Here is a 13,385-nt window from a genome sequence, read left to right as displayed (position 1 = left end):
GGTGGATCAGGGGCGGGGGTTGGGGCCGTCGGTGACCCGGTGCTCCCGCAGCACCTCGGTCAGCAGCTCGTCATCCCGCTCCGGCACGGGGCCGGTGCTTGACCACAGCGCGGGCGTGCGGGCCAGCACCACCAGCCCCACGCCGAGGCCGATCAGGCCCGCCGCCACCGCGATCAGCGGCATGTAGGCGCTCACCGCGCACCCGCCTGCTTCAGCGCGGTGCCCCGGGCCCGGATGTACTCGCCGAGGCTGGTGGGCGTCTCGCCGTCCAGGTACGGGGACGCCAGCAGGCCGCGCGCCTCAACCTCGGCATACAGGGCCAGCAGCCCCTCATAGGTCGCGTCCGGCGCCTGCGCCCGCTCCAGGTACTCCCCCGGGTCCGCCGCCCGGGCGCCGTCCTCCAGCCAGCCGAGCAGCTGCCTCGCGACCTGCGCCCCGTCAGGCTCCTTGAGGACCTGCTTGTGGAGCGCGGGGCAGCGGGACTTGATGACCGTCAGCGTCGTGTCGACGTCCATCGAGCCGACGACGTCGAACTCGTACTCCACGTCGCGCCGCTGCTCGGCGCGCGTCCCGAGCCGCTTCGGCTCCAGAACGCCGGACTTGTTGCGCTCCAGCGACCACTCGGTGTGGGCGCGCATCGTGGCGACGACGTGCCCGGGGTAGGAGAGGAGAGCATCGATCATCTGGTTCTGCATCGGGGTTCCCTCCTTCCAGCCCGCGAAGGAGTTGTTGCCGTACCGGGCCTTGGCCCGGTCGACCTGCTCCAGCGTTCCGTCGGTGCCCTTCCAGAAGTGGCTCAGGCTGTCGATCAGCACGGCGTCGAAGCCGGCCTTCGCGGCGACGGCCAGCGCCTTCACCAGATCGCGCGGGTCGTAGCGGTACATCTGCAACGTGTCGAACTGGATGCCGCGCGTCCCGACGTACTTCGACGCGGAGCCGCGCTCGGTGTCGATGACGGCCAGCCGGCCGCCGGCGGCGAGGCCGTGAGCCAACGCGAGGCCGGTCCAGGTCTTCCCGGAGCCCGAGACGCCCATCAGTGCCACGCGGGCCTTCGCCTGCTCCTTCGTAGCCGGGCGGAACACGAACTCGCCGTCGCCGAACTCAGCTTCCTGGGGCGCCGGTTGGGCGGTGCGCTTGGGTGCGGGCAGCGTCATGACAGGTACTCCTGAGCATCGCGATCAGCCGCCCACGGCGGCAGAGACAGGTAGTGAGTGGTCTCGCCGTAGCCCGGCCAGATGCCGGTGCGCTGGCACTCGGCGTAGACCTCGCGGGCCCGCCGGTTCCTCGCCGACCCCAGCAGCAGCGCATCCGCGCTGAGCTGGACCGTTCGCACCAGGTAGGGCGGATCCTTCTCCTGGAAGATGAACTCGAACTTCATGTCCGCCGTCCCGAGGACGGCGCGGACGCCGTCCAGGTACCACGGGGCCTGCTGGTGGTAGCCCCACCGGTAGATCGACTGCTGGATCGCCTCCAACGAGGCGTCCGAGCAGGTCTTGTAGTCCGTCACGGCCAGCGGCGACAGCCAGTCCACCCGGGAGCGGCACCACACGCCGGTCGCGTCGTCGCGCCAGATGAACGTCTGCTCGGCCTCACCCGCGGCCAACAGCTCGGCAGCGCGCGGGTGCTTGTGCACCGCCGTCGCCATGGCCTGCGCCTGGTCGTACTGGGCGGGCAGCAGCGGCACCCCGCCGGCGGCGCGAATCTCCGCCCGCTCCGCCTGGGCGTCCTTCTTGCGCCAGTCGTCCCAGTCGACGCACACCACGTCGGGCCCGTCGCCGAGGACGATGGAGTGCACGGCGGTGCCGAACTCCATGTGGTCCGCTGGCGCCGGTGAGCCGTGCTCGCGCTCGTGGTGGAACTTCGCCGGCGCGGCGAGGATCTTCCGCGCGCCGGTGGAGGACAGCGACCCGCCCGGCACCGGGTCGGCGTGGTACTGCTCGGCCGGGATGTCGTAGACGCCGGGCACAACCTCGGCCGTCGGCGCGCTCACGACGCCTCCCCGAGGTCGAGCGGCGCGGTGTGCGCGGCGCCCGTGCCGGCGGCGTTGCGGTACGCGGCCTGGTAGTGGTGCAGGCTCCCGGCGGACGGGTGGCCCGGGGTGCCGGAGATCTCGCCGCAGCGGCGGGCGAGGCCGTCCGCGCGGGTCTGCTCCTGCTGGGCCAGATGCTCCGACGGGAGCTGCGGGGTCATCGCGCACCCCCGGCGGTGTCGATGCCGGCCAGCCAGTCGTCGGTGAGATCCGGACGATGCCGGGCCCACTGGGCGCGCGCCGCCTCGTACCGGGGCGGGTCGTAGTCCTCGGACCAATTCTCGGCGTGGGTGCGCCAGCTGGCGCGCACGGTCTCGTAGGCGGCGTCGGAGTAGTCGTAGCCCGTCGCCGGATCAATGTCGGCGATGGCAGTTCCGCGTGCGAGGCACAGCGCCGTGCGCGCGTCCGCGAGGCTGGTCCGCCTGTCGGGTCCGGGCGTCGCCGCTACGGCCATCAGCCGTGCGATGGCCCGGCGGGTGGCGCGCTCAGCCACGGTCGCCACCCCCGGCGGTGTCAGCCTCGTCGGCCATGCTGGCGACCACCCGGGCGGCAGCCGCCCAGACGGCAGACTCCAGCCGCTCAGCGTGCAGCAGCAGGCGGGCCTCCGCCTCCCGCAGAACCTCGGCGCGGGTCGGCTGCAGCGGGGCGGCGTCGAGGAAGGGGCGGACCGCGCCCCTGCTCACCTTGTCGGCGAGCGTGCTGATCAGCTCGGCGCGCTCCCAGTAGTGGCGGGCGCGGGCGGTCGCCCGGCGCTTCTCCTCCTGCATCGCGACGGACCGCTCCTCGCCCGCCTTCTTGACCAACCACGCGACCGTCGCGTCCTGCGCCTCCCGCAGCACAGCCGCGCGGGTGGCCGTCTCCTGCCGGGAGGGCCGGGCGGCGGACAGCGCGTCCTGCTGCTCGGCCACCACCGCGCGGGCCGCGTCCCGCTGCTGCTTGAGGTCGGCCGTGTCGAACGTGTACCGGCGCTCAACCTCATCGACCCGGTCCCGCAGCCGCTCCACCTCAGCCAGCAGCGCGTCCACGTCCTCGCGGGTGTGGGCAATGAACCGGCCGTCGTCGTCGGCCGGGTGGATGTCGGCCACGGCGATCCCGTGGCCGGTCATCACCTCCCGGTCGGCGTAGTCGTACTGCCACGGCCCTGGCGTCGCGGCCTCGGCGCGGGCGGCGATCGCGGCCAGCCGCTCCGGCGACATCGGCGTGTGTTCACTCACCGTCGCCACCACCCTGCGGACCCTCGGCGGCGTCCAGCTCGGCCAGACGGGCCAGCAACGCCTCGCGCTCGTCCGGCTCCGGCAGCCACGCCGTCACGCGCACCGGCACACCTACGTGCTCCGTGTGCAGCGCCGTCATCCGCGACCGCCCGCCCCCGACGTGCACCAGCACGTCGCCGGACGGCCTCACGTCGCCGCCCATCAGGCGGTGCGCCGCCTCCAGCAACTCCGGCCCGTCGGGACCCACGGCGCTGACACGCAGCCCCACCGTGCCATCCGGCTGACGCCCCACATCCCAGGAGACGCCCGTCGGGTCGCCCATGTCGGGCAGCAGGTCCAGCAACTCACCCATCACGCGATGCAGATCGCGCATTGTCGGGTGCGGGTCAGGGTCATAGGTGATGGTCGTGCGGGTAGGCTCGGACACGGCCTACTCCTCTCTCTGTAGTGGTGCAGGGGATAGGTCAGGCGCCGCAGCCACGGCGCCCCGGGCCGCCCGAGGGCGGCCCGTTTGCTTGTCAGGCGGCCTTGCCGCGCTGGCGCGGTATGCGCGCCAGCGGCTCCGCCGGTCGCATCTCGACGGTGTTGGCCCGCTGAGAGTCGGCGTCGAGGAGGCGCCGCTCGTGCGCCTCCACCTCGGCCAGCGGGAAGAGCAGGATCCGGCCACGCCTCATGGCGGGGGGCGTCTTGCCGCGCTGGCGCAGGTTGTAGATCCCCTTGGGGTCGGTGTGCCACCGCGCCGCCAGTTGGCTGACGGTGAGGTGGGGGGACATCGTGGTGGTCATTACTCCTCGCTGATTTCTGAGTAGGCGATCTCGGCGATTGCTGCCGTGACGTGCGGGTTTTGCTGGAGAGCAAGGGCTATCCGGCGCAGCACGTCGGGGCTCGGGCTTGCTTGGTCTCGTTCGATCCGCGAGAGCCATGAGGGGGAGATGCCGATCAGGTCGGCGAAGGCCCTGAGGCCATAGCCGGCCCCCTCACGCTTGCGCCGGATACGTGCTCCCCGGGCTTGCATGAAGCAATGGTAAGCAATGAACGGAGCATCAGCAAGCCTTAGCAAGCAATCAGAAGTAACGCGCTGGTCAGGTGCCCCTTTGCGCCCGAGAGTCGCCTGTGACAGCACGGCGAACGCGTGGCACGCTGTTGCCCGCCGTTGCTTGCCGTTGCCTAGGAAGGGCCGAAGTGGACTCCGCACGCACGCAGGACTGGAAGCACCTGGGACGCACCATCCGGCGCTACCGCCTCGACCGCGGTATCCGCCGCCAGCAGGACTTCGCCGAGCAGATCGGCCTCAGCCACAAGACCATCCAGAACTACGAACAAGGCCGCCGCCCCGAGAGCGCACCCGCAATCCCCGACGGCTACATGCTGGTCAGCAAGTTCTTCCGGTGGACCCCCGGGGCCGTTGAGCACGTCCTCGCCGGCGGCGAGCCCGAAGAGGTCGCCCCCACCGCCAATCTTGCCGAGTCGGCCTGGCAGTTGATCGACGCCGCGCGCGACGCCGGAGCGCCCGCCGACCTCGTGCAGCGATCCCGCGCCGCGATCACCGACCTCCTCGTGTGGATCAATGCCTCACGCGCGCCCGCCCAGCAGCGGTACGACCTCGCGGCCTCGCGGCCACACGCCGAGGGCGAGGGGCCGGCCGAGGACGACGCCGAACGCATCCTGCGTGCCCTTGACCCGGATCGTGACGATCCGACGATATAGCTCCGCTCGCCCAAGTCCGCCCCCCCACGGCTTGGTTGTCCCATAGGCGTTCCGCTGCCCCAATAGGCGCGTTCGCCTTCCGCGCAGGGTTACCGATGAGGTACACATAGTGTTCTAATCTGCGGTACATCTGTGCCCACTTGGGCCACACTCAGGGGGGAATATTGCTCAGCACAGACCTAGCGCACGGGTTGTCGTACTCCCCCGCCCAGATCCTCGACCAACTCGGCATCCCCGTGATGCGCGTATGGCTCCGCGACACCTGGGGAGCCTGGTCCCCCTACTACCGCAAGGTCGTTGTCGCCTCCGGTCTCTCGCCCGTGCAGGAGCGGTGTGTGCTTGCGCATGAGCTGGAGCACGTCCTGGCCGACGACGCCGACTGCGTCGGCACCGTCGGCCCGACCGCCATCCACCAAGAGCGATACGCAGACCGCCAAGCCGCCCGAAAGCTCATCGCCATCAGCGACTTGGCGCCCGTCGCCCAGTGGGCGGAGGATGTCCGCACCGCAGCGGCAGAGCTGCAGGTGACCGAGCGGATGCTCCGCATCCGCCTGCACGACCTCGACGGGGAGGGATGGCCGTGGCCGGCTACATCGAGGACCGCTGGCTGAAGAAGCGGCCGAACCCGAAGACGGGACAACGTGAGCGCACCGCCCTGTGGGGCGTGGGGAAGCGCTACAAGGTCACCGGAATCCCGGGTGTGAGGGCACGCAGCTTCGACAAGGCGGGCGACGCCAAGGCGTGGTTGGCGAAGGCCGAACACGAGGCCAGCCAAGGAGAGTTCCTCGACCCGCGTCGCGGCCGGATGCTGTTGGCCGCCTACATCGATGATGAGTGGCTTCCCGCTCGGACCGACCTCCCGCCCACCCGCGACACGGTCGCGGGCCGCCTCGGCCACATCCGCGACCTTCTAGGCGCCCAGTCACTGAACGCGATCCGGGTGCCGCAACTGCGACTGTTCCTCAAGGAGTTGCAGCAGCGGATCGGCCCCTCGACAGTGCACGAGGTGTGGGGCTACCTGTCCTCGATCCTGCAAGCCGCCGTCGACGACGACCGGATCCGGAAGAACCCTTGCAAGGCGAAGAGCATCAAGCTGCCGACGATCCCTCCCCGCGCGGTGCAGCCGTGGACGAAGGACCGTATTCGCACGGTGCGGGCTGCCATACCGGAGCGCTTCCGCGTCATGGTCGACGTCGGTGTGGGCGCTGGCCTGCGGCAGTCGGAGGTCTTCGGCCTGGCGGTGGAGGACATCGACGAGGTGGGCGAGATGCTGCACGTTCGGCGACAGGTGAAGAAGGTCGGGGCGAAGCTCGTCTTCGACCTACCGAAGGGGCGGAAGACCCGCAGCGTGCCGGTACCGGCCTACCTGCTGCAGCGACTGCGCTCGCATCTCAAGGCGTGCCCGGCGAAGAAGGTGACCCTGCCGTGGGGCGACCCGGCGCCGGCGGCGACGGAGAAGGAGGCAAAGGAGCGGGCTGCGCGGACCTTCGAGCTCATCTTCACCGGTCCCCAGGGCGGAGCGTGTCGTAGGGACTCCTGGAACGGCCGGTACTGGAAGCCGGCACTCTCCGCAGCCGGGGTGATTCCGCCCCCGGAGAGCGTGCGGCGGGGAAGCCGGACGGAGCTGAAGTATGCAGAGGCGCGGTCGGACGGCTTCCACGTGCTGCGGCACACCTTCGCCTCGGTGCAACTCCACGCCCGGGAGCCGGTCGTGGCAGTGTCGAACTGGCTGGGCCACGCGGACCCGTCGATCACGCTGCGGATCTACGCGCACATGATGCCCGAGGCCGACGGCCGCGGTCGTCGCGCGATGCAGGACTGGTTCGCCGCAGATTCCTAAAGATCTCCCTGGATTCTCCCTGGGGCCCAACCAGGGGCAGGAAACGGCCCTCTCGCCCGACGCAGCGAGAGGGCCGTTCGCCGCGTTCAGCAGAGCCCCAGACGCCGCAGCGCCCTGCGTTGGGCCGGTGCCGGGTTGGCCGGGAAGTACAGGTAGCACACTCCCCCCGTACCGCCCCTGACCTGGCCCGCCTCGTCGTAGCGCTGCGTCCGCAGCCAGATGTTCTCGAACTGGCGGCGGCGGTAGACGCGGCGGACGGCCGCGTTGGAGCTGCTGGCCGGGTCGTTGGCGATGACGTCGCCGTCGTCGGTGAAGCCGACGACGGTCATCAGATGGCCGGCCGTGCCATAGCCGGCGCCGTCCAGTTCGGCCTCGTAGAAGGACTGCGAGGTGATCAACGGGATGCCGGCGGCGATCAGTTCCTCGGCCTCGTCCAGGGAGGCGATCCGGGTGACGACGCCCTCCAGGTCCGGATAGGTCGCGGCGTAGGCGGCGTTGAACGGCCAGTTGCCGCAGCCCCCGTACTCGTAGTCGTAGGTGAACCTGGCCGCGTGGCAGACCTGCGGGTCGTCGTAGTCCGGGTTGACCCAGGCCAGGTCCTCCGGGGTCGGGGCGCGGCCCCAGGACTCGATGATCATCTGCGAGGAGGTGGGGCTGCACCAGGCCTGCCCGCCGTTGTTGTACTCGGGATAGCGCCCGATGTGGACGTTCTGCGAGTACGGCGGGACGGTCAGCTCGATGCCGGCGGCCACGCCCGGGGTGCTCGCCGGCACCTCGAAGCGGTTGGGGACGTCCGAGGTCATCGCGCCGGCCCGCCAGACGGTGGGAGTGGCGTCGCTGCCCGGCGCCCGGTGCAGGGTGAGCCGCAGCCGGTAGGAGGCGAGACGGAGGCCGGAGTCGGCGTCGTCGATGGCGAGGGTGTCCGTCCAGACGGTGCTCTTGCCGTCCTCCTGGCCGTCCAGCGAGGCGCGGCGGACGTCCTCGTCGCCGGAGGCCCAGACGCCCAGGGTGTACCAGGGGCTCTCGGTGCCGTCGGAGTAGGTGGCGCGGGCCTCGACGCGGATCCAGGTGCCGGCCGGGGTGTCCGTGTTCCAGGAGGCGATCAGTTCGCTGCCCGGCGTGGTCGGGGTGTGCGCCGGGGAGACCCAGGTGGCGTACTCCCAGGTCCTGGTGGTGCCCAGATGGGGGTCGGCGTATTCGAGGGTGCCCACCGGTTCGGCGATCACCACGCCGGGGCGTGCGCCCCCGACGACGGAGACGCCGTCGCCGGTGCCCCGGCGCCAGTCGGCGGCCGTGGTCCAGGCGTGGTACTCGATGGTGGAGTCGGCGTGGGGCCGCCCCGGCCGGCCCGGCCGGCCGGCGGCGAGGGCGGGGGTGGCGGACAGCGCGGTGGCGGTGCCAACGGCGGCGACGGCGGCGGCCAGTACGGTGCGTCGGGGGGTGCTGGTCACGTGTTGGTCTCCCGGTGGTCAGAGCCCACGCCTCGCCCGGCGGCGAGGCGGCACAGGCGCGAGTGCGTACCACTATCTCGGCTGGGCGGGCTGACGACCAGTAAGGTCCGGCGGACGGGGCGTACCAATATTGGTGTCGACCAGTGGCGGCGCTACGCTGGCCGCGATGATCTTCGAAGGGGACCAGGCCGAGTTGGCGGCCCGGCTGCGGGAGCTGCCTCCCTCGGTGGGGCCGGTGCGGCTGGTGGGCATCGACGGGCACGCGGGATCGGGCAAGAGCACCCTGGCCACCGCGCTGGCCGGGCTGTTGCCCGGCACCCCGGTGCTGCGTCTCGACGATCTCGCCTCCCATGACGCGCTCTTCGACTGGACGGACACCCTGTTCGACCGGGTGCTCGATCCCCTGGCGCGCGGCGAGTCGGCGCGCTACCCCGTCTACGACTGGACGCGGCGGGCGTTCACCGGCACCGCGACGCTCCCACCCGCGCCCGTGGTGTTGGTGGAGGGCGTGGGCGCCGGCCGGCGCGCCCTGCGGCCGCGGCTGGCCCTGTTGATCTGGCTGGACGTGCCGTTCGACGAGGCGTGGCGGCGGGGGCGTGCGCGGGACGGACCGGCGCAGGCCGCGTTCTGGGACGGATGGCAGCGGGCCGAGCGGCGCCATTTTGCCGATGACCCGTCAAGACCCTTTGCGGATATCCTGATGACTTCAGGGGGAGACAGTCACCATGCCTGCGAATAAGGTCCACCGGATGCCGGGGGCGGCCGGCGGCACCCGCGTTGCGAGGCGCGCATGACCGCTGGCGGACCGGCCCCGGGGATGCCCTCGCCCATGGCGGATCTGGCCTGGCTGCGGGGGGTGGACGCCTATACGGCCGCCGCGTACCCGGAGGCCGAGGAGGAGTTCCGCGCGGCGGTCAGGGAGGACCCGGGGATGGCCGACGCCTGGCTCGGCCTCCACGCGTTACGCACGGACGTCCCGGTGGCGCTCCGTCAGATGTACCGCAACCGCGCCAGGTTCGGCGAGCAACGGGCCCGCCATGGGCGGCCGTTGAGTTCCTGGTACTGGCTGGGCTGGTGGGTGCAGCCGGTGTTGGAGACGGAGCGGGATCTGGTGCTGGCGCACGCCTCCCAGTTACTCGACGGGCGCCGGATGGCGGAGCTGGACCGCGCGCTCGCCGACTGCCCCGCCCCGGAGTCCGACCCCTACGCCCGCTTTCTGCACGCCTGCCGCTGCTATCTCTCCAAGGACTGGGAGGGCCTGTACCGCTATACGTCGAAGCTCACGGACGACCCCCAACTGGGCGTGGAGGCCGGCCTGTTCGCCGGCATGGCGCGGGTGCGGCTGGAGATGTTCGACCAGGCCGAGCCGCTGTTGGCGGCGGCGTTGGTGCGCTGCCGCAGCGAGCATCCGCAGCGCAAGGAGCTGCGCTACTGGCTGGCCAGGGCACGTGAGGGCAGCGGCCGGGGCGCGGCCGCCATCCCGCTGTACCGCGCGGTCCAGCACGCCGATCCGGAGTTCATGGACACGGCGGTCCGGCTGACCGCGCTCACCCATGACGACGCCGAGGGCCTGCCGTTGGGCGGTCTGGGCGACGGGGACGACGAGGCGGGTCTGGTCGCGTCCGGCGGCCCGGAGGCGTCGCCCTACCCGGATCGACGGGTGCCGTCGCCCGCCACCGCGGCCGGGGGCGACCGGGCGGGCGCGGACGGCGCCGCGCGCTTCGGCGCGGGCGGCCAGGACGCGGCGGGCGGCCCGATGCCGCCGACCCCCGATCCGACGCTGTTGGCGCAGACGCTCGCCGAACTGGACCGGATGGTGGGTCTTGAGCCGGTCAAGGAACAGGTGCGGGCCATGTCGGCCCAGCTGCGGATGGCCCGGCTCCGCTCGGGCCAGGGCCTGCCGGTGCAGCCCCCCAAGCGGCACTTCGTCTTCTCCGGCCCCTCCGGCACCGGCAAGACCACGGTGGCCCGGATACTCGGCCGGGTCTTCCACGCGCTGGGCGTGCTGGCGCACGACCGGCTGGTGGAGGCCCAACGGGCGGACCTGGTCGGCGAGTTCCTGGGCCAGACGGCGGTCAAGGCGAACCGTCTGATCGACTCGGCGCTGGGCGGGGTGCTCTTCATCGACGAGGCGTACAGCCTGGTGCACTCCGGCTACAGCAAGGGGGACGCCTACGGGGACGAGGCGCTTCAGGTCCTGCTCAAGCGCGCCGAGGACAGCAGGGAGCATCTGGTGGTGATCCTGGCCGGCTACCCCGAGGGCATGGACCGGCTGCTGGCCGCCAATCCCGGGCTCGGCTCGCGGTTCGCGACGCGCGTGGAGTTCCCCAGCTACCGTCCGGACGAACTCACCGCCATCGGCGAGCTGTTGGCGGCTGAGCACGGCGACTCCTGGGACCCGGAGGCGCTGGAGGAGCTGCGCAGCATCAGCGGCCATGTGGTCGCCGAGGGCTGGATCGACGATCTGGGCAACGGCCGCTTTCTGCGCACCCTGTACGAGTCCGCCTGCGCCTTCCGCGATGTCCGCCTCACGGAGTCCGGCGCCGCACCGACCCGGCAGGAACTCTCCACCCTGCGCCTCCCCGACCTGATGCTCGCCTACGGCGAAGTCCTCGCCGGCCGAGCCCGCCCCACCGACGACGAACTCCCACCGTTGACCTGACCCGGCCTGGCAGCCGTACTACACGGGTACCGGCTCCCGGAACCGCGTGATGGGCCAGGGGGGCCCGGTCGCGCGGGGTGTTGCAGCCCCAGCGGGCGATCGACCTCTGTCACCAGGACATCGGGGTGGACGGGACCTGTGGCCCCGAGACCCGGAAGGCGATGGCCCGGCCCCTCTTCGTCCGCAGCAACGGCATGTTCCGCAACTGCGCCGAACTCGGCGTCCGATCCGCCGGGCGGCGAACCGCCGTCAGGTGGCCGAGGACCCGGCCGGGCCCTCGGCCGGGTCCTCGGCGGAGCCGAGGGTGTCGGCCAGCGAGCGCAGCGTCTTCGCGTCGGCCAGCGCCTGCCGGCGGGAGACGCCGGGTTGGATGGCCATCACGGGCAGCACGCTGCCGTCCGCGAGGTCGAGCGTGACCCACGGGTCGCCGGGGCGGAGCGTGACGCGGACGATCTCGGGCCAGGCGAGGCGGCGCACGGTGGTCAGGTTGACCACCGTGACGCCGTCGTCGTCGGCCGACAGCCGGGGCCGGCTGAGCAGTGCCAGCATGGCGAAGACCAGCAGCCCGCTGCCGCTCACCGCCAGCCGGTCGCCCAGGCCCCAGGCGACCGCGCCGCCGGCCGGCAGCAGCACCGCGATCAGGGTGAGCACGCCCCAGACCGCGAGGCCGGTGGAGAGGAGGACCACCCGGGTGACCGTGGGGCGGATGGTCAGCGGCAAGGCGCCCCGTTCGGCGGTCACAGCCGGGCCGCGTGGATGCCGGTGGTGAGGATGGCCCGGGCGCCCAGGTCGTACAGCTCGTCCATGACGCGCTGCGCGTCGCGCACCGGCACCATGGAGCGGACCGCGGCCCAACCCCGGTCGTGCAGCGGGGAGACGGTGGGCGATTCGAGTCCTGGGGTGAGGGCGACCGCCTTCTCCACCAGCTCCGTCCTGATGTCGTAGTCCATCATCACGTAGCGGCGCGCCACCAGGACGCCCTGCAGGCGCCGCAGGAACTGCTGGACCCTGGCCTCCTGCGAAGTGTCGTCCCGGCGGCGGATGACCACCGACTCGGACTCCAGGATGGGCTCGCCGATGATGGCGAGACCCGCGTTGCGCAGCGTGGTGCCGGTTTCGACCACATCCGCGATCACCTCGGCGACGCCGAGTTGGATGGCCGTCTCGACCGCGCCGTCGAGGTGCACCACGGACGCCTCGACGCCGTGCTCGGCGAGGTGCGCGCCGACCACGCCGGCGAAGGAGGTGGCCACCGTCAGTCCGTTGAACTCCTGGACGTCGGAGACGGTGCCCGGGGTGGTGGCGTAGCGCAACGTCGAGGCGGCGAAGCCGAGTTGCATGATCTCCTCGGCGTCGGCCCGGGAGTCAAGCAGCAGATCGCGTCCGGTGATGCCGATGTCGAGCCGGCCGAGGCCGACATAGACGGCGATGTCGCGCGGGCGCAGGTAGAAGAACTCGACCTGGTTGTCCACGTCGATCAGCACGAGTTCCTTGCGGTCCTTGCGCTGGCGGTAGCCGGCCTCATGGAGCATGGCCGCCGCAGGCTCGGAGAGGGAACCCTTGTTGGGAACGGCGATGCGCAGCATGAGCGGGCTTTCCTTCGTGTGAGTGGGCACAACGGAGTGGCTGGGGAACGGACGGGGAACGGGCGGGCGGGGTCGGCTCAGAGATGGGCGTAGACGTCGTCCAGCGAGATGCCCCGGGCGACCATCATCACCTGCAGGTGGTAGAGGAGCTGGGAGATCTCCTCGGCGGTACGGTCGGCGCTCTCGTGCTCGGCGGCCATCCAGACCTCGGCGGCCTCCTCGACGACCTTCTTGCCGATGGTATGGACGCCGGCCCCCACCAGCTCGGCGGTGCGCGAGGTGGAGGGGTCGCCGGTGGCGGCCTTCTGCTGCAGCTCTGCGAAGAGCTGGTCGAATGTCTTGTTGGCCATGGTGCCCCTCAGCCTACGGCGTGGGGGCCACCGGCCAGCGCCCGGGTTCGGTCGCGGCCCGCAGCACGGCGGCGGTGGCGACGGCGGCGCTGGCCGCCTCGTGCCCCTTGTCCTCGGTGGATCCGGCGAGGCCGGCGCGGGCGATGGCCTGCGCCTCCGTGTCACAGGTGAGGACCCCGAAGCCGACGGGCACCCCGGTGTCGACGCTCACCCTGGTCAGGCCCTCGGTGACGCCCTGGCAGACATAGTCGAAATGCGGGGTGCCGCCCCTGATGACCACCCCGAGGGCGACCACCGCGTCCACCCCCTGACGGGCCAACACCGCGGCGGCCACGGGGAGTTCGAAGCTGCCGGGGACGCGCAGCACGGTGCGTGTGGTCACGCCCAGATCGTCCAGGGCGCGCTGGGCGCCGTCCAGCAGCCCGTCCATCACCGTCCGGTGCCACTGGGCGGCCACCACGGCCACCCGCAGATCGGTGGCGTCGCTGACCGTCAACTCGGGGGAGCCTGTCCCACTCACGGCTTACTCCTCGGATCTCTCACTCG

Annotated in this window: 19 protein-coding genes; 5 read left to right on the top strand and 14 right to left on the bottom strand. The window is 71.7% G+C overall.

Annotated elements, in window-relative coordinates; translation table 11 throughout:
• Positions 1-6 precede the first annotated feature (6 nt).
• The 9 genes from AOM46_RS25830 to AOM46_RS32525 form a co-directional block, all read right to left on the bottom strand.
• On the bottom strand, positions 7-195 hold the full coding sequence (locus AOM46_RS25830; protein WP_062215678.1) for a hypothetical protein: 189 nt from the start codon (positions 193-195) through the stop codon (positions 7-9).
• The gene (locus AOM46_RS25825) at positions 192-1,154 is read right to left on the bottom strand and encodes an ATP-binding protein (protein WP_078857190.1); all 963 of its coding nucleotides are present in this window, start codon (positions 1,152-1,154) and stop codon (positions 192-194) included. The genes AOM46_RS25830 and AOM46_RS25825 overlap by 4 nt, the downstream gene beginning before the upstream one ends.
• Positions 1,151-1,990 (bottom strand): PD-(D/E)XK nuclease-like domain-containing protein, encoded by an 840-nt coding sequence (locus AOM46_RS25820; protein WP_062215676.1) that lies wholly within the window; start codon positions 1,988-1,990, stop codon positions 1,151-1,153. Before AOM46_RS25820 ends, AOM46_RS25825 begins: the two co-directional genes overlap by 4 nt.
• Positions 1,987-2,190, bottom strand: coding sequence for a hypothetical protein (locus AOM46_RS25815; RefSeq protein WP_062215673.1), 204 nt, complete (start codon positions 2,188-2,190; stop codon positions 1,987-1,989). Before AOM46_RS25815 ends, AOM46_RS25820 begins: the two co-directional genes overlap by 4 nt.
• Positions 2,187-2,522 (bottom strand): hypothetical protein, encoded by a 336-nt coding sequence (locus AOM46_RS25810; protein WP_158920588.1) that lies wholly within the window; start codon positions 2,520-2,522, stop codon positions 2,187-2,189. Before AOM46_RS25810 ends, AOM46_RS25815 begins: the two co-directional genes overlap by 4 nt.
• Complete coding sequence (locus AOM46_RS25805) at positions 2,515-3,243, bottom strand: hypothetical protein (RefSeq protein ID WP_158920631.1); 729 nt, start codon at positions 3,241-3,243, stop codon at positions 2,515-2,517. The genes AOM46_RS25810 and AOM46_RS25805 overlap by 8 nt, the downstream gene beginning before the upstream one ends.
• Positions 3,236-3,670: a hypothetical protein gene (locus tag AOM46_RS25800; RefSeq protein ID WP_158920629.1), complete on the bottom strand. Its 435-nt coding sequence runs from the start codon at positions 3,668-3,670 to the stop codon at positions 3,236-3,238. Before AOM46_RS25800 ends, AOM46_RS25805 begins: the two co-directional genes overlap by 8 nt.
• Positions 3,671-3,761: 91 nt before the next feature.
• Complete coding sequence (locus AOM46_RS25795; protein ID WP_062215666.1) at positions 3,762-4,028, bottom strand: helix-turn-helix domain-containing protein; 267 nt, start codon at positions 4,026-4,028, stop codon at positions 3,762-3,764.
• The gene (locus tag AOM46_RS32525; RefSeq protein WP_078857189.1) at positions 4,028-4,258 is read right to left on the bottom strand and encodes a helix-turn-helix domain-containing protein; all 231 of its coding nucleotides are present in this window, start codon (positions 4,256-4,258) and stop codon (positions 4,028-4,030) included. Before AOM46_RS32525 ends, AOM46_RS25795 begins: the two co-directional genes overlap by 1 nt.
• A gap of 167 nt (positions 4,259-4,425) precedes the next feature.
• Between AOM46_RS32525 and AOM46_RS25790 the strand changes: the two genes are divergently transcribed.
• The 3 genes from AOM46_RS25790 (at position 4,426) to AOM46_RS25780 (ending at position 6,790) form a co-directional block, all read left to right on the top strand.
• The gene (locus AOM46_RS25790; RefSeq protein WP_062215658.1) at positions 4,426-4,950 is read left to right on the top strand and encodes a helix-turn-helix transcriptional regulator; all 525 of its coding nucleotides are present in this window, start codon (positions 4,426-4,428) and stop codon (positions 4,948-4,950) included.
• A gap of 164 nt (positions 4,951-5,114) precedes the next feature.
• Complete coding sequence (locus AOM46_RS25785) at positions 5,115-5,561, top strand: ImmA/IrrE family metallo-endopeptidase (RefSeq protein WP_062215655.1); 447 nt, start codon at positions 5,115-5,117, stop codon at positions 5,559-5,561.
• Complete coding sequence (locus tag AOM46_RS25780; RefSeq protein ID WP_158920627.1) at positions 5,531-6,790, top strand: site-specific integrase; 1,260 nt, start codon at positions 5,531-5,533, stop codon at positions 6,788-6,790. The genes AOM46_RS25785 and AOM46_RS25780 overlap by 31 nt, the downstream gene beginning before the upstream one ends.
• Positions 6,791-6,876: 86 nt before the next feature.
• Here AOM46_RS25780 and AOM46_RS25775 read toward each other — a convergent pair whose 3' ends face one another.
• Positions 6,877-8,241, bottom strand: coding sequence for a C39 family peptidase (locus tag AOM46_RS25775; protein WP_062215653.1), 1,365 nt, complete (start codon positions 8,239-8,241; stop codon positions 6,877-6,879).
• Positions 8,242-8,407: 166 nt separating this feature from the next.
• Between AOM46_RS25775 and AOM46_RS25770 the strand changes: the two genes are divergently transcribed.
• The gene (locus AOM46_RS25770) at positions 8,408-8,980 is read left to right on the top strand and encodes a uridine kinase (protein ID WP_062215651.1); all 573 of its coding nucleotides are present in this window, start codon (positions 8,408-8,410) and stop codon (positions 8,978-8,980) included.
• A gap of 51 nt (positions 8,981-9,031) precedes the next feature.
• Positions 9,032-10,903 carry an AAA family ATPase gene (locus tag AOM46_RS25765; protein ID WP_062215650.1) on the top strand — a complete coding sequence of 624 codons (1,872 nt, stop codon included), beginning with the start codon at positions 9,032-9,034 and terminating at the stop codon, positions 10,901-10,903.
• A gap of 249 nt (positions 10,904-11,152) precedes the next feature.
• Here the strand turns inward: AOM46_RS25765 and AOM46_RS25760 are convergent, their stop codons facing one another.
• From AOM46_RS25760 to ribH, 4 genes are all read right to left on the bottom strand, one after another.
• On the bottom strand, positions 11,153-11,644 hold the full coding sequence (locus tag AOM46_RS25760; RefSeq protein ID WP_062215648.1) for a PH domain-containing protein: 492 nt from the start codon (positions 11,642-11,644) through the stop codon (positions 11,153-11,155).
• A complete protein-coding gene (gene hisG / locus AOM46_RS25755) occupies positions 11,641-12,489 on the bottom strand; it encodes an ATP phosphoribosyltransferase (RefSeq protein WP_062215645.1) in 849 nt (282 codons plus the stop codon). The genes AOM46_RS25760 and hisG overlap by 4 nt, the downstream gene beginning before the upstream one ends.
• 77 nt (positions 12,490-12,566) lie before the next feature.
• Positions 12,567-12,839, bottom strand: a complete 273-nt coding sequence (locus tag AOM46_RS25750) for a phosphoribosyl-ATP diphosphatase (RefSeq protein ID WP_062215643.1) — start codon at positions 12,837-12,839, stop codon at positions 12,567-12,569.
• 13 nt (positions 12,840-12,852) lie between these two features.
• Positions 12,853-13,359, bottom strand: coding sequence for a 6,7-dimethyl-8-ribityllumazine synthase (gene ribH / locus AOM46_RS25745; protein ID WP_062215641.1), 507 nt, complete (start codon positions 13,357-13,359; stop codon positions 12,853-12,855).
• Between the last annotated feature and the right edge of the window lie 26 nt (positions 13,360-13,385).

Source organism: Streptomyces sp. NBRC 109706 (assembly GCF_000974485.1).
Classification (GTDB): Bacteria; Actinomycetota; Actinomycetes; order Streptomycetales; family Streptomycetaceae; genus Streptomyces.
Note: the sequence above shows the minus strand (reverse complement) of the source record. Positions and strands in the feature narration are given on the sequence as shown.